Annotated in this window: 23 protein-coding genes and 3 pseudogenes; 12 read left to right on the forward strand and 14 right to left on the reverse strand. The window is 72.8% G+C overall.

The annotated features are described in order from the left end of the window. Window position 1: 1 nt before the first annotated feature. The gene (locus ACIQD7_RS00785; RefSeq protein WP_161372102.1) at window positions 2–1,051 is read right to left on the reverse strand and encodes a 3-oxoacyl-ACP synthase III family protein; all 1,050 of its coding nucleotides are present in this window, start codon (window positions 1,049–1,051) and stop codon (window positions 2–4) included. A 219-nt stretch (window positions 1,052–1,270) separates the two neighbouring features. Between ACIQD7_RS00785 and ACIQD7_RS00790 the strand changes: the two genes are divergently transcribed. Continuing rightward, window positions 1,271–1,909, forward strand: coding sequence for a 4'-phosphopantetheinyl transferase (locus tag ACIQD7_RS00790; RefSeq protein WP_402438133.1), 639 nt, complete (start codon window positions 1,271–1,273; stop codon window positions 1,907–1,909). A gap of 15 nt (window positions 1,910–1,924) precedes the next feature. Here the strand turns inward: ACIQD7_RS00790 and opcA are convergent, their stop codons facing one another. Together opcA and ACIQD7_RS00800 are read right to left on the reverse strand one after the other, a co-directional pair. Continuing rightward, window positions 1,925–2,857, reverse strand: a complete 933-nt coding sequence (gene opcA / locus ACIQD7_RS00795) for a glucose-6-phosphate dehydrogenase assembly protein OpcA (RefSeq protein ID WP_402438136.1) — start codon at window positions 2,855–2,857, stop codon at window positions 1,925–1,927. A gap of 79 nt (window positions 2,858–2,936) precedes the next feature. Next, entirely contained in the window at window positions 2,937–3,470 is a 534-nt protein-coding gene (locus tag ACIQD7_RS00800) for a DoxX family protein (RefSeq protein ID WP_402438139.1), read from the reverse strand. Between the two features lie 208 nt (window positions 3,471–3,678). On the opposite strand from ACIQD7_RS00800, the gene ACIQD7_RS00805 reads away from it, so the two are divergent. From ACIQD7_RS00805 to ACIQD7_RS00815, 3 genes are all read left to right on the forward strand, one after another. Beyond that, window positions 3,679–5,055 (forward strand): dipeptidase, encoded by a 1,377-nt coding sequence (locus ACIQD7_RS00805; RefSeq protein WP_402438142.1) that lies wholly within the window; start codon window positions 3,679–3,681, stop codon window positions 5,053–5,055. Between the two features lie 79 nt (window positions 5,056–5,134). Further along, a complete protein-coding gene (locus ACIQD7_RS00810; protein WP_402438145.1) occupies window positions 5,135–5,749 on the forward strand; it encodes an HdeD family acid-resistance protein in 615 nt (204 codons plus the stop codon). 145 nt (window positions 5,750–5,894) lie between these two features. Next, the gene (locus ACIQD7_RS00815) at window positions 5,895–6,317 is read left to right on the forward strand and encodes a DUF350 domain-containing protein (protein ID WP_121827873.1); all 423 of its coding nucleotides are present in this window, start codon (window positions 5,895–5,897) and stop codon (window positions 6,315–6,317) included. Window positions 6,318–6,330: 13 nt separating this feature from the next. Here ACIQD7_RS00815 and ACIQD7_RS00820 read toward each other — a convergent pair whose 3' ends face one another. The 3 genes from ACIQD7_RS00820 to ACIQD7_RS00830 are packed head-to-tail and all read right to left on the reverse strand — an operon-like array spanning window position 6,331 to window position 9,529. Then, complete coding sequence (locus ACIQD7_RS00820; protein WP_402438149.1) at window positions 6,331–6,774, reverse strand: hypothetical protein; 444 nt, start codon at window positions 6,772–6,774, stop codon at window positions 6,331–6,333. A gap of 44 nt (window positions 6,775–6,818) precedes the next feature. Then, window positions 6,819–8,252, reverse strand: a complete 1,434-nt coding sequence (locus ACIQD7_RS00825) for a WGR domain-containing protein (RefSeq protein ID WP_402438152.1) — start codon at window positions 8,250–8,252, stop codon at window positions 6,819–6,821. A gap of 56 nt (window positions 8,253–8,308) precedes the next feature. Next, a complete protein-coding gene (locus ACIQD7_RS00830) occupies window positions 8,309–9,529 on the reverse strand; it encodes an ROK family protein (RefSeq protein ID WP_402438155.1) in 1,221 nt (406 codons plus the stop codon). Window positions 9,530–9,686: 157 nt separating this feature from the next. On the opposite strand from ACIQD7_RS00830, the gene ACIQD7_RS00835 reads away from it, so the two are divergent. The 4 genes from ACIQD7_RS00835 (at window position 9,687) to ACIQD7_RS00850 (ending at window position 12,642) form a co-directional block, all read left to right on the forward strand. Further along, window positions 9,687–10,256, forward strand: a complete 570-nt coding sequence (locus ACIQD7_RS00835; RefSeq protein WP_390756926.1) for a winged helix-turn-helix transcriptional regulator — start codon at window positions 9,687–9,689, stop codon at window positions 10,254–10,256. Then, window positions 10,253–11,188 carry a ketopantoate reductase family protein gene (locus ACIQD7_RS00840; RefSeq protein ID WP_402438159.1) on the forward strand — a complete coding sequence of 312 codons (936 nt, stop codon included), beginning with the start codon at window positions 10,253–10,255 and terminating at the stop codon, window positions 11,186–11,188. The genes ACIQD7_RS00835 and ACIQD7_RS00840 overlap by 4 nt, the downstream gene beginning before the upstream one ends. A 69-nt stretch (window positions 11,189–11,257) precedes the next feature. Continuing rightward, window positions 11,258–11,650, forward strand: a complete 393-nt coding sequence (locus ACIQD7_RS00845; RefSeq protein WP_402438162.1) for a hypothetical protein — start codon at window positions 11,258–11,260, stop codon at window positions 11,648–11,650. Between the two features lie 266 nt (window positions 11,651–11,916). Then, complete coding sequence (locus ACIQD7_RS00850) at window positions 11,917–12,642, forward strand: hypothetical protein (RefSeq protein ID WP_402438165.1); 726 nt, start codon at window positions 11,917–11,919, stop codon at window positions 12,640–12,642. Window positions 12,643–12,682: 40 nt separating this feature from the next. On the opposite strand, the pseudogene ACIQD7_RS00855 reads toward ACIQD7_RS00850, so the two are convergent. After that, window positions 12,683–12,811 (reverse strand): annotated as a pseudogene (locus ACIQD7_RS00855) (IS5/IS1182 family transposase); the annotation flags it as partial. A gap of 288 nt (window positions 12,812–13,099) precedes the next feature. On the opposite strand from ACIQD7_RS00855, the gene ACIQD7_RS00860 reads away from it, so the two are divergent. Together ACIQD7_RS00860 and ACIQD7_RS00865 are read left to right on the forward strand one after the other, a co-directional pair. Further along, window positions 13,100–13,942 carry a hypothetical protein gene (locus ACIQD7_RS00860; RefSeq protein ID WP_402438168.1) on the forward strand — a complete coding sequence of 281 codons (843 nt, stop codon included), beginning with the start codon at window positions 13,100–13,102 and terminating at the stop codon, window positions 13,940–13,942. A gap of 689 nt (window positions 13,943–14,631) precedes the next feature. Beyond that, window positions 14,632–15,198: pseudogene (locus tag ACIQD7_RS00865) on the forward strand (IS110 family transposase); the annotation flags it as partial. A gap of 20 nt (window positions 15,199–15,218) precedes the next feature. On the opposite strand, the gene ACIQD7_RS00870 reads toward ACIQD7_RS00865, so the two are convergent. After that, window positions 15,219–16,211, reverse strand: a complete 993-nt coding sequence (locus ACIQD7_RS00870; protein ID WP_402438170.1) for an IS5 family transposase — start codon at window positions 16,209–16,211, stop codon at window positions 15,219–15,221. Window positions 16,212–16,289: 78 nt separating this feature from the next. Between ACIQD7_RS00870 and ACIQD7_RS00875 the strand changes: the two are divergent. Next, window positions 16,290–16,769: pseudogene (locus ACIQD7_RS00875) on the forward strand (transposase); the annotation flags it as partial. Here ACIQD7_RS00875 and ACIQD7_RS00880 read toward each other — a convergent pair. From ACIQD7_RS00880 to xylB, 6 genes are all read right to left on the reverse strand, one after another. Further along, window positions 16,747–17,169, reverse strand: coding sequence for a hypothetical protein (locus ACIQD7_RS00880; RefSeq protein WP_402439659.1), 423 nt, complete (start codon window positions 17,167–17,169; stop codon window positions 16,747–16,749). The pseudogene ACIQD7_RS00875 and the gene ACIQD7_RS00880 sit on opposite strands and share 23 nt — an antisense overlap. Before the next feature lie 305 nt (window positions 17,170–17,474). Beyond that, window positions 17,475–18,932: an NF041680 family putative transposase gene (locus ACIQD7_RS00885; protein ID WP_402438173.1), complete on the reverse strand. Its 1,458-nt coding sequence runs from the start codon at window positions 18,930–18,932 to the stop codon at window positions 17,475–17,477. 127 nt (window positions 18,933–19,059) lie between these two features. Further along, window positions 19,060–19,293, reverse strand: coding sequence for a hypothetical protein (locus ACIQD7_RS00890; RefSeq protein ID WP_402438175.1), 234 nt, complete (start codon window positions 19,291–19,293; stop codon window positions 19,060–19,062). 80 nt (window positions 19,294–19,373) lie between these two features. Then, the gene (locus ACIQD7_RS00895; protein WP_402438178.1) at window positions 19,374–19,880 is read right to left on the reverse strand and encodes a DinB family protein; all 507 of its coding nucleotides are present in this window, start codon (window positions 19,878–19,880) and stop codon (window positions 19,374–19,376) included. Window positions 19,881–20,087: 207 nt separating this feature from the next. Then, window positions 20,088–20,234 (reverse strand): hypothetical protein, encoded by a 147-nt coding sequence (locus ACIQD7_RS00900; RefSeq protein WP_391053116.1) that lies wholly within the window; start codon window positions 20,232–20,234, stop codon window positions 20,088–20,090. Window positions 20,235–20,437: 203 nt separating this feature from the next. Further along, window positions 20,438–21,916 (reverse strand): xylulokinase, encoded by a 1,479-nt coding sequence (gene xylB, locus ACIQD7_RS00905; protein WP_402438182.1) that lies wholly within the window; start codon window positions 21,914–21,916, stop codon window positions 20,438–20,440. Between the two features lie 146 nt (window positions 21,917–22,062). Between xylB and xylA the strand changes: the two genes are divergently transcribed. Beyond that, entirely contained in the window at window positions 22,063–23,232 is a 1,170-nt protein-coding gene (xylA, locus tag ACIQD7_RS00910) for a xylose isomerase (RefSeq protein ID WP_402438185.1), read from the forward strand. The last annotated feature ends 48 nt before the right edge of the window (window positions 23,233–23,280 follow it).

Raw genomic sequence — 23,280 nt, forward strand, 5'->3', positions numbered from 1 at the left:
GTCAGATGTTCCCGTTCAGTTCCAGGGCGAGGCCCGAGCGGATCCACTTGCTGGACTCGATGGCCACGGCGACGGCCCGCGACGGGGCGTCCATCGCGTCGAGCAGTCGCTCCAGCTGGAAGAAGAGCAGGGCGTTGCCGTTGTTGCCGGTGTCGCCGACGCAGCTGATCTCCTCGGCCAGCGGGAAGTCGAGGCGTTTGACGATCCGGTCGGTCATGGTGACGGACAGCTGCGGGGGCAGCAGGTAGTCGACGTCCTCGCGCTCCCAGCCGAGGTCGTCGAGGATCTCGTCGGCCGCTTCGGCGGCGAGTTCGGGGACCAGTTCCTCGATGGCCTTGTAGTCCTCGCCGGCGGGGGGCTGGGGGCTGTCGCGGTCGGCGAGTCCGTACCAGCGGAGCACCTGGCCCGGTTCCCGGTCGAGGCCGGACAGCCGGGTCAGGACGGTGCGGACGGCCGGGGAGTCGTCGTGGCCGGGTTCGGTGGTGAGGACGGCCGCGCCGGCGCCGTCGCCGAAGAGGACGTAGTTGACGAGTTCCTCCGGCGGCAGGGCGCCGAGGTCGGCGGTCACGTCGTAGTGCTTGGCGATGACGTCGCCGCCGATGACGAGGGCCGTGCGGTGGCGGCCCGCGGCGAGCAGCGAGGTCGCCACGTCGAAGGTCTGCACGGCGCCCGAGCAGCCGGACTGGAGCTGGAAGGTGGGGATGCCGTCGATGCGGAGCCGGTCGGCGACGACGTTGACGGTCGCGGGCATCAGGGTGTCGGGGGTGGCGGAGCCGAGGATGACGAGGTCGACGTCGTCCGGGGACAGTCCGGCGCGGTCGAGCGCGGTCGCGGCGGCGGTCGTGGCGAGGTCGGCGAGCGATTCCCGGGGTTCGCCCGTCGCGAGGTCGAGGGCGAGGTGGCGGGTGCGGGTGCCGATGAAGGCGTCGACCCACTGCTGCCAGAGCCGGTCCATGCCGAAGCGTGCGGCCAGTGCCTCGGTGTCGACGGGGGAGCCCGGCAGGGCGGTCCCCGCGGACAGCACGCGCACCGTACGGTCCAGGTCCACCACGTGAAGTCCTCCTCTCGCGTTGCGTCCGGCCTTCTGTCCGGCTTGCGTGGGGACGCTAGGCGCGCGTTCTAAAGCAGCCCTGAACCACCGGCGGGCAGGGAGGCGCCTTCAGCGGCGCTTCAGCGGGGCCGTCGAGCCTGGCCGCATGACGGACACCGGATCGACGGCCGCGCCCGGGCGGCCGGACGCGCACGCGTCCCGTTCCCCCGGTACGGCGGGGTGATCGAGCGGCTGCTGCCGCCGGGGGTGGCGTCGGCGGAGGCGTACGGCGATCCGCCGGAGGCGCTGCTGTTCCCCGCCGAGGAGGCGCTGGTCCGCCGGGCCTCGGAGGGCCGCAGGCGCGAGTTCACGACGGTACGGCTGTGCGCCCGGCGGGCCCTCGCCGAGCTGGGCGTCGCTCCCGTGCCGCTGCTGCCGGGCGAGCGGGGCGCGCCGCGCTGGCCGGAGCGGGTGGTGGGGAGCATGACCCACTGCGACGGCTACCGTGCGGCGGCCGTCGCGCGGCGGTCCCCGGAGGTGCTGTCCGTCGGCATCGACGCGGAGCCGCACCGGGCGCTTCCGCCGGGCGTGCTGGAGGCGGTCGCGCTGCCCTCGGAGCTGCGCCGCGTCGAGGGCCTGGCGCGCAGGGCCCCCCACGTGCACTGGGACCGGCTGCTGTTCAGCGCGAAGGAGAGCGTCTACAAGGCGTGGTTCCCGCTGACGCGGACCCGTCTCGGCTTCGACGAGGCGGACATCGCCCTCGACCTCTCGGGGTCGTTCCGGGCGGTACTGCTCCGGGGCCCCGGGCCTTCGGAGTTCGCCGGCCGGTGGCTGGTGGCCGACGGGCTGCTGGCCACGGCGGTCACGTACCGGGCCTGACGCCCCGGAAGGTCCTCACGCCGTCCGGGGGCCGGTCCGGGCACGGCCGCGCAGGGCGGCCTCGTAGGCCTCGTCGGGGTCGAGCCGGCGCAGTTCCTCGGCGATGAGTTCCGCGGTGGAGCGGACCTTGAGGGCGAGGACGCGGTGGGGCTGGCCGGGGATGGAGAGGCGGGCCACCGGGCCCTCGGGCCGGTCGATGAGGATCTCGCCGTCCGGGGTGCCCATGCGGACGGCGGTGACGACGGGGCCGTCGGTGACGACCCGGTCGACGGGGACGCCGAGCCGGACCTCGAACCAGCGGGCGAGGAGTTCGGCGCTGGGGTTCTCCGCCTCGCTCTCGACGGCGGCGGAGGTGACGTCGAGCGGCGCCTGGTCGAGCGCGGCGGCCAGCATCGAGCGCCAGGGGGTGAGCCGCGTCCAGGCGAGGTCCGTGTCGCCGGGGGCGTACGAGGCGGCGCGGGTCTCCAGGACGGAGAGCGGGTCCTCCACCGCGTACGCGTCGGTGATGCGGCGCTGGGCGAGCGCGCCGAGCGGGTCCTTGGAGGGGACCTCGGGGGCGTCGACGGGCCACCAGACCACGACGGGCGCGTCCGGCAGGAGCAGGGGCAGGACCACCGACTCGGCGCGGGCGCAGAGTTCGCCGTGGAGCCGGAGGACGACCGTCTCGCCCGAGCCAGCGTCGCTGCCGAGCCGGACCTCGGCGTCGAGCCGGGTCTCGTGCCGCTCGCGGGGGGAGCGGGCGTGGCGCTTGATGACCACGAGGATGCGGGAGGGGTGCTCCCGGGAGGCCTCGCCGGCCGCCTTGACGGCGTCGTAGGCGTTCTCCTCGTCGGTGACGACGACGAGGGTGAGCACGGCGCCGACGGCGGGGGTGCCGACGTCCCTGCGGCCCTTCAGGATCGCCTTGTTGATCCTGCTGGAATTGGTGTCCGTCAGATCGATCTTCATGCGCGGCGCCCGTCCCTTCCTCTCCCGCGAGCCTAACCCTCCCGCGCGGCGAACGCGTGCGGGTCCCCGCCGGCCCGTTCTAGGACGGCTCGGGGTCCGGCTCGGGAGCCGCCTGGTCCTGGGCGCGGCGGCCGACGACGGCGGCCGCGGCGAGCGCGGTGCCGAGGAAGGCGACGGCCACCACCCAGCGCCGGTCGAGGACGTGCCCGGTGAGGTGGTCCAGGGAGTACCGTCCGGCGCCCGTGACGCCGATCGCGGCGGCGGTGAAGCCGAGGAAGGCGGGGTATTCGTAGCCGCCGCCCTGGGCGAAGAAGCCGGCCGGCGCGTGTACCGAGACGGCCCCCGCCATGGCGCCGGCCGCGGCGGCGCCGGCGGCCGGGGTGGCGAGGCCGAGGGCGAGGAGGGCGCCGCCGCCGGCCTCGCCGAGACCGGCGGCGATCGCGCTCTGCCGGCCCGGCGAGAAGCCCATGGCCTCCATCGCCCTGGTGGTGCCCTCGACGCCTCCGCCTCCGAACCAGCCGAAGAGCTTCTGCGTGCCGTGTGCGGCGAGCACGGCTCCGGTGCCGACCCTCAGTACGAGCAGCCCGAGGTCGCGTCGGTTGGGGTGGCCCATGGGTTCTCCAGGTGCGGGAGGGGGACGCGTACGCCGTCCACTGTCGTCCTCCCCCGGGGCCCGCGCCGCCCGGGCCCCGGGATCCGTACGCCATACGAGTCACCTTTTGCGGCTTTTGTCCGCTGTTGTTTTAGTGGGAGGGCCGTCGCCGCCCCGGGACCGTCGCGAACCGTGCCCCCCGGGGGCGACCCGAGGGAAGTGGGTGCGCATGACCGCCGAGTCCACCGAGACCGCAGCCCTGCGGGAGAGGGTCCGGGCCCTGATGCCCCGGGCGAAGGAGGACCTGACCGAGCTGGTGGCGATGCGTTCCGTCGCCGACCCCCGCCAGTTCCCGCCCGAGGAGTGCGCGAAGACCGCCGACTTCCTCGTCCGGGCCTTCACGGAGGCCGGGCTGAGGGACATGCGGCGGGTGACCACCCCGGACGGCACGGACGCGGTGGTGGGGCACGCGCCGGGCCCCGAGGGCGCGCCCACCGTCCTGCTGTACTGCCACTACGACGTGCAGCCGCCGCTCGACGACGCCGCCTGGCGCACCCCGCCCTTCGAGCTCACCGAGCGCGACGGGCGCTGGTACGGCCGCGGCGCCGCCGACTGCAAGGGCAACATCGCCATGCACCTGACGGCGCTGCGCGCGCTCGGCGGGCCGGAGGGCCGGGGCTTCCCCGTCCACCTCAAGTTCGTGGCGGAGGGGTCGGAGGAGCAGGGGACGGGCGGTCTGGAGAAGCTCGTCCCGCTCCAGCCGGACCTGTTCGCCGCCGACGCGCTGCTGATCTGCGACACCGGCAACTTCGCGCTCGGCCTGCCCACCGCGACCACCTCGCTGCGCGGCCTCACCAACGTCGTGGTGACCGTCTCCACCCTGAAGGGGGAGATGCACTCCGGCATGTTCGGCGGCCCGGCGCCCGACGCGCTGGCCGCGCTCGTCCGGATGCTCGACGGCCTGCGCGACGAGCACGGCAACACGGCGGTCAAGGGCCTCGCGGGCGACGGCACCTGGCGGGGCGTCGACTACCCGGCCGAGCAGTTCCGCGCCGACGCCGGCGTCCTGGACGGGGTGTCCCTCGTCGGTACGGGCTCGGTCGCCGACGAGCTGTGGGCCCGGCCCGCCGTCACCGTCCTCGGCATCGACTGCCCGCCGGTCGTGGGCTCCTCTGCGGCGGTGCAGGCGAAGGTACGGGCCAGGGTCAGCCTGCGGGTCCCGCCGGGGATCGACGCGGACGACGCGCTGCGCGCCCTGACCGACCACCTGACCTCGACCGCCCCGTGGGGCGCCCGGGTGGAGGTGGAGCCGGAGAGCGCGGGCCAGCCCTTCCGGGCGCGCACCGACGGCCCCGCCTACCGGGCCCTGGCGACGGCGTTCCGCGAGGCGTACGGGAAGGACATGGTGCAGGCGGGGCAGGGCGGGTCGATCCCGTTGTGCAACGTGCTCGCCGCGCACTTCCCGGACGCCGAGATCGCGCTCGTCGGCGTCGAGGAGCCGGGCTGTCTCATCCACGCGCCCAACGAGAGCGTGGACCCCTCGGAGATCGAGCACATGGCGCTGACCGAGGCCCTCTTCCTCAGCGGCTACGCCACCCCCCTCTGATCCCGCCCCGCGAACGGGGCCCTCCTGGACGGCCCCTCCCGCGAACGATCCCTCCCCGCGAACAGAACGGTTCCGTCCCATGACACAGACTCATGACCGCTCCCACGAACGCCCCCCGGACCGGGACGTACCGGCCGGGCCCCTCGGCGCGCTGGCGGGCGCCGCCTGGCAGGCCCTGCTCCTCGCCGGCGTCGCGGCCCTGATCCTCGGCGTCCTCGTCCTGGTCTGGCCGGGCGCCTCGCTGGTCGTGGCCGGCGTGCTCTTCGGCCTGTACCTGCTGTTCAGCGGTGTGCTGCAACTGGTCGCCGCCTTCGGCACCCATGTGAGCACCGCGCTGCGGGTGATGGCCTTCATCAGCGGCGCCCTGTCGATCCTGCTCGGTCTGCTCTGCTTCCGGGGCGCGACGCAGTCGATCCTGCTGCTCGCGCTCTGGATCGGCATCGGCTGGCTCTTCCGGGGCATCACCCAGACCGTGGCGGCGGCCTCCGACCCGGCGATGCCGGCCCGCGGCTGGCAGGTCTTCCTCGGCATCGTCAGCGCGCTGGCCGGGGTGGTCCTCATCGTGTCTCCGCTGGAGTCGGCGGCGGTGCTCACGCTCCTCGGCGGCATCTGGCTGGTCGCCGTCGGCGCCGTCGAGATCGTCACGGCCCTCCAGGTGCGCTCGCGCGCCAAGCACCTGCCGCCGGGGGTCTGACGGGCGGCACGCGCCCCGGCCACCATCTTCCGCCGTCCATCCGGTCTCCGGGCGGGCGGCGGGCGCCGTTGACGCGTGCGCTACATTTTGCCGGTCCTTGACCACCGATCCCCCGCGATCGTGAACCTTCCGGAGCCGGCATCCCATGAGCGACATCGTCAACGGCCTCGGCCGGACCAGTGCCTACGGCGCCCTCGGCGTGGTCCTGCTGATCCTCGGCATCGTGCTCGTGGACCTGCTGACCCCCGGCAAGCTCGGGCGGCAGATCTGGGAGGACCGCAACCGCAACGCCGCGATCCTGCTGAGCTCGGCGCTCCTCGGCATCGGCGGCATCGTCTTCACCTCGATCTGGACGACGTACGACGACTTCGGCAAGGGCCTCCTCTCGACCGCCGCGTTCGGCCTCCTCGGCCTGGTGATGATGGCGGTGGCGTTCCTCGTCGTCGACCTGGTCACGCCGGGCAAGCTGGGCGCCACCCTCGTCGATCCCGAGCCGCACCCGGCGGTCTGGGTGACCGCCTCCTGCAACATCGCGGTCTCGGCGATCGTCTCCGCCTCGATCGCCTGAGCCCCGGCCCGGCTCAGGCCTGCCCGGGCTCCACCTCCAGGAAGCGGCGTCCGCGCGGCCCCTTGTAGAGCAGGGCGTCCCAGCCGAGCCGGGCCAGGACGGGGACGCACGCGCCGAGGGCCTCCGGCTCCTCCCGGGCGGCGCCCGCGCCCGGCGGCCCCAGCCACTCGACCACGGCCGTGCCGGGCCGCTCCCCCGCCCGGACCCGGTAGCCGGTGGAGCGGCGCTCCCCGGCGCCGTCCACGGACGAGGGCGTGATCCCGCCGGCCTCCAGGGCCAGGGCCACCGCCCGGACCGGGCGCCGCAGCTCCCAGTCGGCGGGCGCCCCCTCGGGGTCCCCGCTCCGGCTCCGGGTCAGCCGTCTGATCTGGAGCAGCCCGTCGAGAGCCCTGCGGACCTCCCGGGAGCGCTGCTCGGCGTCGGCCGGGGGCAGCGGCGGCCCGTCGCCCGTGGCCACCTCGAAGACGCCCCCGGCATCCCCCTCCCCGGTCCCCCGTACCGTCACAGCAGGCGCCGGATGTCGCCGCGGACCCGGTAGAAGCCGCCCGCAGCGGGGTGCAGGGCGTCGACCACGTACCGCGCGCCGGGCTCGCGGATCGCGCGCGGGAACTGCACGTTCCACGAGGAGTCGTAGCCCCCCGAGACGACCCGCACCCGGGTCCGGCCCGACTCGTTCACGCACTCCACGATCACCGCGCCGGCCGGGGCGTCGCTGACGACGGTCACGGCGGTGGCGGTCGTGGCCGGCTCGTACACCGGCATCGCGGCGGCGAGCTTGACGTCCCGGGCGACCGGGACCGTGCCCTGCTGGGCGGCCGCGATCGCCGCCTCGCTCGCGTCCACGCAGACCAGCGAGCCGTCGGTGGTCACCAGGTAGAGCCGCTCGTCCCGGTACTGCATGGAGAGCGCCGAGCCGCCTCCCGTGCCGAGCTTCCACAGCCGGGTGCCGTCCTCCGCGAAGCAGTAGACGGAGGAGGACGAGTCGCCCGCGAAGACGAACCGGCCGCCGGGCGAGGTGGCGCAGGAGTACACCGCGCTGTCGCAGGAGTACACCGCCTCCACTCGTCCGTCCTTCTTCGCGAGCCGCTGCACCTTCTTGCGGCCCGTGCCCGCGTAGACCGCGGTGTCCTCCTGCCAGCCGAAGAGGACCGTGCCGTCGGTGGCCGTGTGCCACAGCTCGCCGCCGCCGTCCGGCGCGTGGGCCGCGACGCCGCGCGTGTCCCCGTAGTAGACGGCGTCGCCGTCGGCGCGGACCATCCAGGCGTGCTCGCCCCGGCCGCCGCGCGCCCACTGGTGCTCGTCCTCGTGGTCGATGACGGTGAGCCGGCCGGAGCGGTCGGCGACGTGCAGGACGCCCTCGTGGATGTCGAGCCAGAAGATGTCGACGTCGGTGGCGATGTCGTACGCGGCGAAGGGGAGCTTGGACGACAGGTCGTACACCTTGCCGTCGTCGCAGCCCGCGTAGATCCAGAAGTCGTCGGCGACCAGGCACTTGACGCCGTCCGGCAGGCTGAAGCGGGCCTGCACCTCGCCGGTGCGGTCGAGCGTGAAGACGTCCCCCGCCTGGTTGCCCACCCAGCAGCGCTCCTCGTCGACGTGGATGCCGAAGGCGGCCGAGCCGGTCCGGAAGCGCCAGAGCACCGGGGCGACGGCCCGCGCGGTGGAGGGCGCCGAGACCACGGCGCGGCGCGTCACCGCGCGGGCGGCGCGCGCTCCGCGCACCGCGGGGGCGTAGCCCTTGCGGACCTTCTCCCCTATCTTCTTCGCGGCGGCGGCCTGGGCCTTCTGCGCGGTCGGGAACGTGGAGCGCTGCGTCTGGCCTTCGGTGCCGATCCGGCCGTAGCGGACCGACACCGCGAGGTCCTCGACGGTCACTTCGTAGAACTTGTGGGCACCGCCGCCGTCCTGCGACAGCTCCAGATAGGTCGTCGTCATGGGAAGAACGTTAGGGGTGACCACTGACAACGCCCCCGGACGGGTCGGCGGCGCCGTCAGTTCGCCCGGTCGCCCGCCGCCACCGCGTGGGCCAGCGGGTCGGCCAGGACGTCGCGGAGGACGAGGGCCGCCGCGCCCCGGGCCGCGTCGGTGGCGGTGGAGGCCGGGCGCAGACGGCCCGCGTCCGGGGTCCAGAGGCCCGAGACGACGCGGTCGGCGAGCTCCTCCGCCAGGGCGGGCGTCAGCCAGGGCATCAGGCGCGGGTAGATGCCGCCCAGGACGACGGCCTCGGGGTCCAGGAGGTTCACGGCCCCCGACAGGGCGCGCCCGAGCATCCGGCCCGCCCGCGCGAGGGCGGCGAGGGCGCGCGGTTCGCCCGCTCCGGCGCGGCGCGCCAGGTCGGGGACGCCGGCCGCCCCGGCGGAGGCGAGGAGGGCGGCCTGCCCCGCGTACTGCTCCAGGCAGCCGCGCGAGCCGCAGCGGCAGCGGGGCCCTTCGGCGTCGACGACCGTGTGGCCGATCTCGCCCGCGAACCCTTGCGCCCCGCGCAGGAGTTCGCCGTGGACGACGATCGCGCCGCCGACGCCGATCTCCCCCGTCAGGTGCAGGAAGGTGCGGACCTCGCCGAGCGAGCCGAACCACAGCTCCGCGAGGGCCGCCGAGTTGGCCTCGTTGTCGGAGGCGACGGGAAGTCCGGCGGTGGCAGGACGCAGGGCGGCGAGGGCCTCGGCGAAGATGCGTTCGGCGGGGACGTCGTTCCAGCCGAGGTTGGGGGCCTGCCGGACGGTTCCGCCGGAGACGAGTCCGGGCAGGGCGAGGCCGGCCCCCGCCGGGACGAGGCCGAGGCCGGCCGCTTCGCCGAGGGCCCCGGCGGCGATGCGGGCGGCCCGGGCCAGGACCTCGCCCGCACCGGCCGCGCGGTTGTCGAGGTGCTCGGTGCGCCGAACGCGGTCGGTGCCGGTCAGGTCGACGACGCAGGCGGTGACGTAGGCGACGTTGATCTCGACGCCGAGCCCGGCGGGGCCGGTGTCGGCCGGTTTGAGGACGGTGCCGGGCCGTCCCGCCTGCCCGCTGAAGGTCTTGCCCGACTCCATGAGGAGCCCGAGGTCGAGGAGCTGCTCGACGAGGGAGGAGACGGCGGGCCGGGTGAGTCCGACGCGTGCCGCGACGGCGGCCCGGGTGGTCTCGCCGGCCTCGTGGACGGTCCGCAGCACGAGGCTCAGGTTGTGCCGGCGCACTCCCGACTTGTCGGCCTTGGGTTCCGTGGGCTGGTTCATGGTGAGCGAGAGCCTAGTCGTCCCTTTCGTTCACACGACAACGGCATCCGACCCCGACACCCGAGCCTCCGACTTCCACACGCCCGCAAACCCCACCTCCCTCCCCGACTCCCCCAAACAGTTCGGTGACCGAACTCTTCTCCGCTAGGCTCCGCTCATGACGCTTCCGCGCGACTACCGCGGCCAGACCTGCGCCCTCGCCCGCTCGATGGAGATCGTCGGTGAGCGCTGGACGCTGCTGATCCTGCGCGACGCCTTCTACGGGGTCCGCAGGTTCGGCGAGTTCGCCGCGCACCTGGGCGTGCCCCGGGCCGTCCTCACCGACCGGCTCGCCACCCTCACCGGGGCGGGGGTCCTGGAGCGCCGCCCCGAGCCGGGGACGGGCCGCCGCGAGGCGTACGGGCTGACGCCCAAGGGCGTCGCCCTCTGGCCGGCCGTCCGGGCGCTCACCGCCTGGGGCGAGGAGTTCCATCCGGCGGAGGGCGGCCCCCGGCGCGTCTTCCGGCACGCCGGGGACGGGGCCCCGCTCGACCCGGACGGGCGCTGCGCGGAGTGCGGCGCGTCCGTACCGGCCGGGGACGTCCTGGTGGCTCCCGGCCCGGGGCTCGCCCCCGCGGACCCCGGCGACGATCCGGTGACGGCCGCGCTCGCGCGGCCCCACCGGCTGCTCACCCCCCTGATCACCCACGCGCCCGCGGGGCGCCCCACGAGAGGTTCGCGACGATGAGGATCCTGGTCGTCGGCGCCGGTGCCACCGGTGGCTACTTCGGCGCCCTGCTGGCCCGTGCCGGCAAGGACGTCACCTTCCTGGTCCGGCCCGCCCGGGCCGCCGCGCTGCGCGAGCGCGGACTGCGGGTCGTCGGACGGGACGAGGAGTGGATCCTGGAACCCGGCCTCGTCACGGCGGACGAGCTGGACCGCACGTACGACCTCGTCCTGCTCTCGGTGAAGTCCACCGGCCTGGAGCGGGCGATGGCGGACCTGGCGCCGGCCGTCGGCCCGGGCACCGCGATCGTGCCGCTCCTCAACGGCTTCGCGCACCTGGACGCCCTCAACGCCCGCTTCGGCCCGTCGGCCGTCCTCGGCGGCGTGGCGAAGGTGGTCACCACCCTCGACGACCGGGGAGACATCCGCCGGCTCGCTCCCCTGGCCCACCTCGCCTTCGGCGAGCAGGACGGCACGGTCTCCGCGCGCGTGGAGCGGATCAGAGCGGTCCTGGAAGGGGCGGGGATCGACGCGCCGGTACCGGGGAACGTCCTGACGGCGATGTGGCACAAGTGGGTGTTCATCACCACCTTCGGCGCCGTGACGAGCCTGATGCGCGGCACGGTCGGGGAGGTGTACGACGCGCCGGGCGGCCCCGCCCTGGGCCCGGCCCTGCTCGACGAGGCGGCGGCGGTCGCCGGGGCGGCCGGGCACCCCGTACCGGAGGAGGAACGGGCGGCGACCCTGGCCGTGGTCTCCGCGTCCGGTTCGCCGATGGCCCCTTCCCTCTACCGCGACCTGACGTCGGGCCACCCCACCGAGGTCGAACACCTCTTCGGCGACCTGACGACCCGGGCCCGCACCCTCGGCGTACAGACCCCCCTCCTCGACCTGGCGACCCTGCACCTGCGGGTCCACCAGCGCCGGGTCGCGGCTGTGGCGACGGAGGTCTGAGGGCGGGGGTGTCCGAGGAGCCTCCGGGGACCGGCCGGTTGTCAGCGGTCCCTTCTACCGTGGGGACATGTGAAGGCCAACGGCGTCGACTTCGTCCACTGGGGCGGCTGTCACCCCGAGCTCGGCCAGATCCTGCGCCAGGGCCGGGAGAACGGGGTGAAGGCCCGGTTCATGGCAGGGGAGGCGTGCGCCAACGACCCTCTCTCGCGGATCGCCCAGGACGCCTCCGAAGGGCTGCTGGTCACCGTCCCGAGGGCGTTCGACGCGGACCCCGAGAACAAGGCCGTCGAGGCGGCCGGCTCCGAAGACCCCGAAAGGGTCGCGAAGGCCCTCCACGAGGGCACCTTCAAGACCCCGACCGGCACCCTGGGCTTCGACGGGAAGGGTGACCTCAAGGACTTCCGCTTCATGGTCCACGAGTGGCACTTCGGCAGGCCGAAGACGGAGGTCTCCCCCCAGTAGAAGTCGCCTTCCGCCGACCCGGGTGCCCCGCGAACGATTCGAGCGCGAGGCACCCGCCGCCCATGCCGCCAGAGGCGCCCGCTGGTGCCGGGAAAAGAACAACGCCCCGGCAGCACCGCCCCGACGAGGACCCGGCGGGCCGACCGTCACCGGCGTCTCGATCAGGCTCCGGCTCCGCCCGCGATCTCCACCGGATCCAGGGCCTGTCCGATGGGTCAAGAACGGGGACGCCCGTTCAGGCCGCCATGAGGCGTTTTAATGCCCGGGTGGTGAACTGGACGCGGATGTACGACTGCTACGGGGATGTCGATCGAGTCCCCGCCCTTCTGGAACAGGTGGAGATCGAGGACGACGCCGAAGCATGGGAGGAGCTGGAATACCGGCTGGTCCTCGAACACGACCTCGTCTTCCCCGCCGGTTTCGCCGCTCTGCCGCGTCTGATGCGTCTCGCCTCCAGGAGTGCGCGGGCGCGTGGACTGGCGGGGACGATCCTGCGACGCGTGGCAGGACACCATGGCTGCGATGATCTGCTGGCGAACTGCGCCGACGAGATCTCCGGGTTCCACGAGTTGCTGGACCGGCATCTGCGATCGCGGCCGGTCGACTACCTCGCGGCCTTCCTCGATTCGCTCGCGGCCATGGAGGAGTACCACTGGAGTGCCGTCCTGGGGGACTTCACGGACGACTTCTACCACTTGGCGTGCCCCCACTGCGCCGTGGAAGTGACGGTCGCCATCGGGGACCACGGGCGCTATTCAGCGATCCGGGACTGGAACCTGGGCGACGTGGACCGCCGTGACCTCCGGCCGGCGTCCTCCGAGGCACTCTCCGGTACCGGCCGGTGGATGTACGAGACTGCCGTCCGCGACGGGCGCGAGGCACTCGCTGACGGAATCGCCCACCTCTTCGGCAAGGCTGAATGCCCGCGCTGTGCCAGTGTGTTCGACATCGCGGCCGAGTACACATCCGCCAACCGACCCGTCCTGCGGTAGGCCGGGGTGCATCGGAAGCAGGCGAGAAGGGGCCTCGGGAGCGGAGCCGGAGCCGGATCGCGGTGACGGTCACCGTGTCGTGGAAGACGTAAGCCCGCTCGTCGAAGCGGGTGGCCACGGCACGGAAGCCCTTGAGGGCGTTGCTCGTGCGCTCGACCTCGTTCCTGCGGGCGGGCGGGTGGTCCGGCGGGGACGGAAGGGTCGGGAGGCTTGCCCGAAGGACCGCCCCGCCGGAGCTGGCGGGGGGGGGCAGTGGCGGGCATGTTCCATGGGCGGTGCCGCTTCGTGGAAGGAATCACCCCGTTGCCCCCGTATGAACGCCCCCGCCGGCCGCGCCGCCGACAGGCACGCCCCGGCCCCCCGGACGCCCCTTCCCCCCAGCCAGGTCGGCGTCCTCGGCCTCCAGCGCTCGGTAGGGAACGCCGCCGTGCTGCACATGCTCCAGCGGAGCGGACACGTGTACGCCCGGCCCTCCGTTCAGCGCCAGGTGCAGGGAGAGGAGCAGCACCGGCAGGACGTACAGCGATCCGCCGCGGCTCCTGGGGGGCCGCAGATCCAGCGCCTCGTCTATGACTCCGTGGACAACGGCGCGGACGAGGAACTGTTCCTGGACAACGAGGCGGAGGCTCGCGCGCATTACGCGGGCCGGGGCGTTCCCCAGGAGGTGGTGGACCGGCTGGCGACACTGGCGGCGGACGAAGACCAGTTCCTGACGCAGGACGAGGCGATGACGATGTCGCGGAACGCCGTCACCGGAGCGATCAATGTCATCACCCCGCAGGAGGCCGGCTTCCTGGTCGGTCTCGCGGGGGACCGCGTGGGTGGTGTGTCGGCCTACGACCCGGACATGACGCTTGGAGCGCAGGGGATCCTCGACACCATCTCGCGGAGGGAGGGGCTCGCCGCCGGGTCGGTGGTGGCGAACAGGAATTCCATCATCGGGTTCGGCTATCACCGGTCGCACACCGACATCTTCGTGCCGCACCCGGGCCCCTGGATCCACCTGGCGCCGCCCGACGACCTCGCCACCTGTCTGGAACATGTGATGGGGCCGTCGAGCCATGCCTCCGTGCTGACCGACAACGAGCCCACCCAGGGGTTCGGACAGGCGCTCATCGCCAACATCGACGCGATCAACGCGGCCCATGCCGGCGATCCGGGCTACGTCCCCCTGACCTACACCGTGACCGAGGAGAACGCGCAGGAGGGCCGGCCGGTCGACCTGGGGATCCGGTCCCCCGTCCCGTACAACACCGTCCACCGGCCTCAGTACCGGGTGATCCGGGTCTCCCGCGCCTGAGCGGCGGCACGGGAGACGGGTCCGCCGCCGTGTCTTCCGTGCCGTCGGCGCGTCGACGCGTCGGCATGAGCATGGGCGGAAGAAGCGGACCGGAGTCCGGCTGAGGTGCGAGCGGTACAGGAGGCCCGCGCCACCGGACCTGAAGTCCAAGGCGGCCGGGAACCGGAACAGCAAGAGGGAAGGCAAGCACCTCACGTCCGTCCTCTGCCCGGCCCGCCGGACCCCGGCCGAGTCGGTGGAGGCCGAGATCAAGGCCGTCGGCCTGGCCGTCGACGTGCGGGACGGCGGCCAGTTCCTGCCCGATCCCGCGTGTCTTGCCTCACTGGCACCCTCGATGAGCCCGGGAGGGTCCTGTACGGCCTCGACCGTCTCCAGCGGAGTTGCCTCCACCAGCGAGGCCGTCGAGCTCATCCTCGTCGAGCGTACGGCCCCCGCCACACGATGCGTCCCGATGGCCGGCGACGTCATGATCCACCCGTCTCGGCCCCCGTTATGTTTTTCGGGGTCCTGCAAGAGGGCGGCTGGCCTCCGGGCCCGGTATGACTGTGTCCCCTCTGCCGAACGGATGACCTGGGGGTGGTGTCGCCTGGCTTGTGGGGTGCCGTCGGAGACGCTGATGAGAGGTCCGACCACCGCCTGACCAGGCGCAATGCCCGGTCGTGTCCGGGCAGCAGGTCTACATGACGTGGATGCGCGAGTACGACACCGTTACCAAGGCCAGCCGCACCGAAGGAGTGGAGAGCACCGTGTTAGGCACCGGCGACGTGGGCGTGTCCCTCGGCCTGGATGTCGGCAAGACCGCTCATCACGGGCACGGGTTGACTCCGGCCGGGAAGAAGGTCTTCGACAAGCTGGCCGCGAAGTTCGGCACCGTTCTGGTGATCGTGGACCAGCCCGCCTCGCTCGGGCCCCTCCCGCTCACGGTCGCCCGGGACGCGGGCTGCAGGGTCGCCTACCTGCCCGGACTCGCGATGTGCCGGATCGCCGACCTCTACCCCGGCGAGGCGAAGACCGACGCGAAGGACGTGGCTGTGATCGCGGACGCCACCCGCACCATGCCCCACACACTGCGCTCGCTGGAACTCACCGACGAGATCACCGCCGAACTCACCGTCCTGACCGGCTTCGACCAGCACCTCGCCGCCGAGGCGACCCGCACCAGCAACCGGATATGCGGCCTACTCACCCAGTTCCACCCGTCGCTCGAACGGATCCTGGGCCCGCGCCTGGACCGCCCTGCGGTGACCTGGCTGCTAGGGAGCGTATTTGGTCGTGATCAAGGGGTGGTTTTGGTGAGGTCCTTGATCCAGATCATCGAGGCACGGAGGTGGAGGCTGGCGAGGTAGCTTTCGGGCGTCTTGTCGAACCGTGTGGCGATGCCCCGCCAGGCCTTCAGCCTGTTGATCAGGCGCTCGACGGTGTTCCGCTCCTTGTAGAGCCCGGCCTCGTGGGCGACGGGCCGGCCGCCCCTGCTGCCCTTCTTCCTTCGGTTGGCGGCCTGGTCCCGCTTCTCCGGAATGACGGCCTTGATATGCCGTTTACGCAGGTGGGAACGGTCGCCGCGCGAGGAGTAGGCCTTGTCGCCCGCGACTGCGTCGGGCCGGGTGCGGGGACGGCCGACAGGCCCGCGAACCCGGACCTTCGCCAGCACGGGGATGAACTGCGGGCTGTCGGCGGCCTGCCCCTCGGTCAGGACGAATGCCAGCGGGCGGCACTTACGCTCGCCGGCGATGTGGACTTTGCTGGTCTGCCCGCCTCTGGACCGTCCGAGCAGGGCCGCCTTCAGGCGGATCCCGCGTCTGCGTCGGACGCGTCGCCGCTCGTCCCGTTCCGGGTCGTCTGCGGTGTCCTGCCCGTCTTGTTCCTTCGGACCGCCCCTTTTTGCCGGGCCTTCTCCGCCTCCTCGGCGGCCTTCTGCAGGTCGGCGAGCGTGTCGGTCGAGGTGCATCCCGGCGGCGTCGTGATGGGCCTGGACGGTGGTGGAATCCACGCTGACCAGCGACAAGTCCACCTCACCCCGCTTCGCTGCCTCCGCGATCGCACCCTCCAGCAGGGCCTCGAAGACCCCGGCGTCCCTCCACTGCCGGAACCGGTTGTGGACCGTGGACCAGGCGCCGAACTCGCTCGGCATCTCCCTCCACTGGCCGCCCGTCCGAAACCGCCAGATCACGCCCTCGAACTGCCGACGGAGCCGCTCGGGGTACGGGCCGTACTCACCGATCGGCAGGTACGGCCCGATGAACTCCCACTCAGCGTCAGTCAGTTGCACTCGCGTCACACACCACGATCTACCGGACCAGACGCGACCGCGAGGACGAAACCCACAGATTGATCACGACCAAATACGCTCCCTAGACGCCACGGATATCCGGCCGCCCTGCGCAAGGCCGGCCGTCGCAGACTCGTCGAGGTGATCCGGCCCAAGGTCCCTCGCATGGCCCAGCGGCTGATCGACGACGTCTTCGACACGCTGGACGAGCAGACCGTCGTGGTTCCGGGGGCCGGCACGCTGGACGTCGTCATCGCCTCCCTGGCCCGCTCACTCGCGGCCGTCCACGAACAACGCCGGGCCCTGGAGGCCCAAATCAAGGCCCTGTTGGACGACCGCCCTCTTTCCCAGGCCCTGACCTCGATGCCGGGGATCGCGGTCAGGACCGCCGCCGTGCTACCGGTCACCGTCGGCGACGGCACCGGCTTCTCCACCGCCGCCCACCTCGCCTCCTACGCCGACCTCACCCCCACCACGAGGCAGTCGGGGACCTCGATCCACGGCGAACACGTGCCCAGAGGCGGAAACCGCCAGCTCAAACGCGCGATGTTCCTCGCTTTATGTCGTCTGCCCATGCCGAGATATCCGCGGCACCCCGCCGGACAGCTTCTTCCGGGTCCAGGGCCAGCCTCCCGCAGGCCGCTGCGATGTCCGGCGCGTCGCCCGGTCCCACGAGCGCGTCATGCACCCCGGTCTGCAGCCAGTCGGCCTGGTTGTCGTCCGCCGCGGCAACCGCGAGAGCGATGAGCCTGATGGCGGCCACCGTCCCCACCCGGGCGAGAGCCTCTGCCGTCTGCCGGGTCACCGCCGTGTCCTCGACGTCCAGCAACAGCCCCACCAGCGTTTCCCCGGCCTCAGGAACATCAGCGAAGGAAGCAAGGTCACGCCCGGCACGAACACGTTGTGTCCACGAAGGAGACGACGCCTCAGCCAAGCCCGCCTCCAACCCACTCATCATCTCTGACACGACAGTCTCATGCCCCACAAAGAAGATCGAACCCCGGACAGAAGCTGCCCACCCTTGACGAAAGGCTATAGAGGCCTCCGCAGCACCGTAGGACCAGGCGCCCGTCGCCACGCTCCCCCTCTTCGAGCACCAGGTCCGGTGAAACGCGGCGGACGGCGCCGGGCCCGGGCGCAGTCGACGGTGTGCAGCACGGCGCCACCGGGCCCGCGGCCGGTCTTCCCCGGCCCCAACCCGGGGCGCCGTGCCGGGCCCCGCGCCCCCGGCCGTGATCCGCCGGACACCCCCTAACTTGATCTTTAACCCGTGCGGCGAGGTCGTGGGGTGGTCGACTTCTTGTTCCGGGACGCGGCGGTGTCGGTTTTGCGGACTGTGTGGACGTCGTGGCGTGGGGTGGGCCGGGTGTTCTTGCGGCCTGGTGGCCTGCCGGGGCCGGGGCAGGAGGGTTTCGGTGCACCGGCCGGGCAGCTGGCTGTCGGGCGGATGTGCCGGAAGTCGCGGCGGACGCGGGCGGGCGTGAGGCGTTCGAAAGGTGCGGGCTTCTCCCAGGGCCGGCGCCGGTCGGCCGCCAGTGGCCGGGCCAGTCGCAGTTGGGTGTAGGCCGCCAGGATCAGCCAGGTCCAGCGGTCCGCCGCCTCGGGGGTGCGGATCTTCGGACAGGTCCAGCCCAGGGTCTGCTTGAACAGGCGGAAGGTGTGCTCGATGTCGAAGCGCCGCAGGTATGCCCGCCAGAGGCGGTCGGTGTCGGCAGCGTCTGCGTCGGTGCCCGACCACCACAGCCAGACCGGCTTCGGGGTCGCTCCGCTGGGCAGGTGATCGATGTCCAGGCGTATCACGGTCCCCTCGACGATCGGGAGGGTGCCGTCGGCCGCGGACCAGGAAGAACGGTGGGTGAGTTTGGGGTGGCGCCGGTCCCACGAGCGTGCTCGGGCGGTTCCGTAGAGGCGGGTGTCGGTGACGGTTTCGGTGTCCGGGGTGCCCCAGGTGTCGGGCTGTCCGAAGACGAACTCACCGCCGTGCCGCGGCGGACGGCCCTTGGTGTGAGGCTGCCGAGGTGGGACGGCCCGACGTAATACTCGGTCCGAACGCATCCGGGCCAGGACCTGCACCGGCAGGTCCCGCAGGAGGTGGGCCAGGCGGGGCGCGTCGTATCCGGCGTCCGCGATGACCAGGACGTCCAGGTCACCGGTCCGCCACTGGCCTGCGGCGATCAGCCGCTCGACCAAGTCGCGCAGTTGCCGGGCGGTGACGGTGGCGGTGTCGTCCCCGGGCGCCAGGCGCAGAGCGTCCAGCGGGGCGGTCCACGAGCTGCGGCCGGGCTCCAACGCGCAGACGATCGAGTAGGGCCAGCCGGGCACGGGGATGTGCTGGTCCTTGCCCCGGCCGTAGGTGTGACACAGGATCCGATCCGGTGAGGTGTGGGCGTTCGGCCGCAGCCAGCAGGTGACGTCGACGGCCAGGACCAGCCGGCCGTCGGCGGCTCGTGGCAGCGGCACCGAGGCCAGGGCCTGCCGCATCCGGTCGGCGTCGACCCGGCCTTGGGCGAGGGCGGCGTAGAGCCCTCCGTGCCCGCGGCGGTGTTCGCCCACCAGCGACAGCTCGGCCAGCGATCTCACCGGTCCGTCACCGCACAAAACCGCGTCCGCCAGCTCGAACAGGGCATCCGAACGAGCGGTCAGGCAGGAGTAGAGCTCGCCCCGGAAGCGTGACAGTTCCGCCAGCGGCTCTCGCCGGGCATCGTGATGCTGCAGACTCATCCTCACGGCCTTCGCGCTGGACGTGTGTGTTCCTTGGTCGGAGCACATGTTCAGACGAAGGCCGCTTCTGCGTCCGGCGGATACCGAACCGAGTGATCAAGTACGACGCACCGTTCGAGGAGGGCTTCTACCGGCGCTGCAGGGATCCGGGCCCGCAACGAGTAGACCAGTCGCCGGCCGGTGACAGCCGCTCTCCACTGGCCCGCACGACGACAAGCCTGTCGTCTTCGAAAGCGATTCGATCACCGGCAGCCAGGAAGAGCGGCCTCTCCAGCTCGAAGGCATACCCATCGTCGGTTTCGAGGTCCTTGACCAGCGTCAACCGCGAGGTCGGCGTGGCTCCGTCAGCTACCAGGCGCATGTCGAGATGGTCCCACGCGGCTTGAGATCACCTCGACCCTATTCAACGGCTGACCAACGGCCCAGATGTTAAAGATCAAGCTAGGAACCGGTCGTGCCGTCGAGCATCTCGCGCAGGATGTCCAGGTGGCCGTTGTGGCGGGCGGTCTCCTCGGTGAGGTGGAGGAGGATCCAGCGCAGGTCGACGTGGAGGCCGTTGCGGATGGTTCTTCGGGACCGCTCGTCCAGGTCGTTCCCGGCGATCAGTTCGCGGTAGCGGGCGCTCTGTTCGGCGTATTCGTCGAGCAGCTGCGTGAGCGGGAAGTCGACGGCGATCCGCATCTCGCGGTCGGGGTCCTCCTCCGTCATGGGGGCCCGGTCCTCCTCGCCGAGGAAGACCACGTGGAACCAGTAGTACTCGACCCAGCGGAGGTGGTTGATCACTCCGCTCACGGTCATCAGCGGTGAACCCGGCAGGAGCGCCTTGCGGGCGTTCTCCGCGGAGACGCCTTCGCACTTGGCACGGGCGGTGTCCCGTGCGTAGTCGAGAAACGTGGTGAGCTGGGTGCGCTCGTCCCACGCGGGCGGTGTGTCGTCGATTCTCGTCATCGCGCGCAGCGTCCCCGATCACCGCGACCGGTGTCGAGGGATTTGACGACGGGCCCGGCCTGCCCCACTCAGATTCTCGTCCGGCAGGACGCCGCGGCGTGTGCGGCACCCGTTCACCGACCGCGCCGGCACGAGCGCGGCCCTGCGGAAGCCGGTGAACGCCGCCTTCGCCGTCCGGCCGCACACGGGACCGGGCGGGGTTTCCGTCTAGCGCCGGTGGTCGCCCCGGCGGTGGTAGGCGTCGCTGCTGGTCGGCAGGTAGTTGTGGACGGACCAGGAGTTGAAGGAGACCCGGTCGGTCTTGGCGTGGCGCAGGGCCTCTTCTTCCTGGCGCAGGCCCTCGACCGGGTCCACCCCGCCTCTACCCCTGCGGTGCACGACGGTGAACGCCATCACTACGGCACCGATGATGACCCCGAACAGGATGAGCAGAGCGGTCATGTGTTCCTCCCCCGTGGTTACCGGCAGGGTAACCCGGAGATCGCGACCGGGTCGGGGTGCGGCGGGGAAGTGGATCAGGTCGGTTCCGCTTCCGCGCCCGGGTTCCCGTGGCTCCGTCAGCTCAGCAGGGTCGGTGTCGCGGCCGTCAGGACCCCGGCGATCCTGTCCCAGGTCTCCTCGTCGCGGGGCAGCGGGGGCAGGTCCCGCCCGGCGCCCGTGTCCCACGCGGCGGCCAGGGCGACGGGGTCGGAGCCGGTGGCGGCGCCCGCCGCGAGGGCGGCCGCGCCGAGGGCGACGAGTTCGGCGGCGGCGGGGACGACCAGGGGGCGGCCGGAGAGCCTGCGGACGGTGTCGGTCCAGGCCCGGCCGCGCGCGCCGCCCCCGATCAGGCGCAGCGGCCGGTCCCGTACGTCCGGCGCGGCCGGGTCGAGGCCGCAGGCGGCGAGGAGTTCGTCGAGGGCGCGCAGGACGGTGAAGGCGGCGCCCTCGTAGGCGGCGCCGAGGACCGCCCGGGGGTCCGTGCCGTGCCGCAGGCCGGTGACGAGTCCGGCGGCGTGCGGGAGGTCGGGGGTGCGCTCGCCATCGAGGTACGGCAGCACGACGACCCCGCCGCCGGGCGCGGCGTCCTCCCGGTCCAGGCCCAGGAGCGCGGCGAACCGGTCGACGGCCAGGGTGCAGTTGAGCGTGCAGCCGAGCGGGAGGTACGTGCCGTCGGTGGCGGCGAAGCCGGCGAGCCCGGGGGCGGCCGGGCGGGCGCGGGTCGCGGCGAAGACCGTGCCGGAGGTGCCGAGGCTGACCACGGGGTGGTCGAGCAGGCCCGCGCCGCCGAGGCCGAGCCCGACGGCGGCGGCCATGTTGTCGCCGGTCCCGGCGGCGACGGCGACCGTACGGGGCAGGCCCAGGGCCTCGGCGGCGGCCGGGGCGAGGGGGCCCACGCGGGTGGCGCCGGTGGGCGCGAGGGCGGGCAGCAGGGCCGGGTCGAGGCCGATGAGGTCGAGGACCTCCGGGTCGTACGCGCCGGTGGCCGTCCCGTACCAGCAGGTTCCGGAGGCGTCCCCGCGGTCGGTCACGGCGATGCCCGAGAGGCGCTCGGTGAGGTGGTCGTGCGGGAGGCGGACGCCCGTGACGGCGTCGGCCCGCTCGGGCTCGTGCTCGCGCAGCCACTGCCACTTGGCGGCGGTCATGGAGGCGACGGGGACGGACCCGGTCCGGACCGTCCAGGCCTCCGGCCCGCCGAGGCGCGCGGCGAGGGCGGCGGCCTGGGGCGCGGAGCGGGTGTCGTTCCAGAGCAGCGCGGGGCGCAGGGGCCGCCCGCCGACGCCGAGGGTGACGAGGCCGTGCTGCTGGCCCGCGACCGCGATGCCGGCGACGGACGCGGCGGGGACGCCCGCGTCCCGTACGGCCGAGCGGACGGCGGTGACGAGCGCGGTCCACCACTCCCCCGGGTCGCTCTCGCGCGCCCCGGCGGTCCCGGTGACGGTGTGCGGCGCGCGGCCGACGGCGAGGAGCGCGCCGGTGTCGGCGTCGACGGCGACGGCCTTGGTGGACTGCGTGGAACTGTCCACGCCGATCACGACGGAGCGGCTCGCGGGCACGCCCTCACCTCGTCTCGGGTTCGGTCCTCTTCCTTGTACTCGTTCCGGGACGGGTCTGGCGCGCGGGCCCTCCGTCCCGTATTAGTTATCTCAGAAAACAAATCCGGTGGCCAGTCCCCGGACCGCGCACGAGAGAAGGACACACCATGCCGGAGCGCTTCTCCCCGACCCCCGCGGACCGCTTCACCTTCGGTCTCTGGACCGTCGGCTGGCAGGGCCGCGACCCCTTCGGCGAGGCCACGCGGCCCGCCCTCGACCCCGTGGAGGCCGTCGAGCGGCTCGCCGCCCTCGGCGCGTACGGCGTCACCTTCCACGACGACGACCTGATCCCCTTCGGCGCGCCGGAGGCCGAGCGCGACACGATCGTGAAGCGCTTCCGGGACGCCCTGGACCGCACGGGGCTCGCGGTGCCGATGGCCACCACGAACCTCTTCGCGCACCCCGTCTTCAAGGACGGCGCCTTCACCGCCAACGACCGGGACGTGCGCCGCTTCGCCCTGCGCAAGACCCTCCGCAACATCGACCTCGCCGTCGAACTCGGCGCGACGGTCTACGTGGCGTGGGGCGGCCGGGAGGGCGCGGAGTCCGGCGCGGCCAAGGACGTGCGGGTCGCGCTCGACCGGATGAAGGAGGCCTTCGACCTGCTCGGCCAGTACGTGACCGAGCAGGGCTACGACCTGCGCTTCGCGATCGAGCCCAAGCCGAACGAGCCGCGCGGCGACATCCTGCTGCCCACGATCGGGCACGCGCTCGCCTTCATCGAGCGCCTGGAGCGCCCGGACCTGGTCGGCGTGAACCCGGAGACCGGGCACGAGCAGATGGCGGGGCTCAACTTCCCGCACGGCATCGCGCAGGCGCTGTGGGCGGGCAAGCTGTTCCACATCGACCTCAACGGCCAGTCGGGCATCAAGTACGACCAGGACTTCCGCTTCGGCGCGGGCGATCTGCGCCAGGCGTTCTGGCTGGTGGACCTCCTGGAGACGGCCGGGTACGAAGGCCCGCGCCACTTCGACTTCAAGCCGGTGCGCACGGACGGCGCCGACGGGGTCTGGGAGTCCGCGAAGAACTGTATGCGCAACTACCTGATCCTGAAGGAGCGCACGGCCGCCTTCCGCGCCGATCCGGACGTCACGGCCGCGCTCGACGCCTCCCGGCTGCCCGAACTCGCCGTGCCCACGGCCGCCGACGGCCTCGCCGGGCTGCTCGCCGACCCCACGGCGTACGAGACGTTCGACGCGGACGCGGCGGCGGCGCGCTCGATGGCCTTCGAGCGCCTGGACCAGCTGGCCCTGGAGCACCTGCTGAACGTGCGCTGAGGACGGACGGGGGACGAACGGACGGGCGCGTCCCCTGCGAGACTACGG

This window comes from Streptomyces sp. NPDC093071, from assembly GCF_044754545.1.
In the GTDB taxonomy this organism is placed as follows: domain Bacteria; phylum Actinomycetota; class Actinomycetes; order Streptomycetales; family Streptomycetaceae; genus Streptomyces.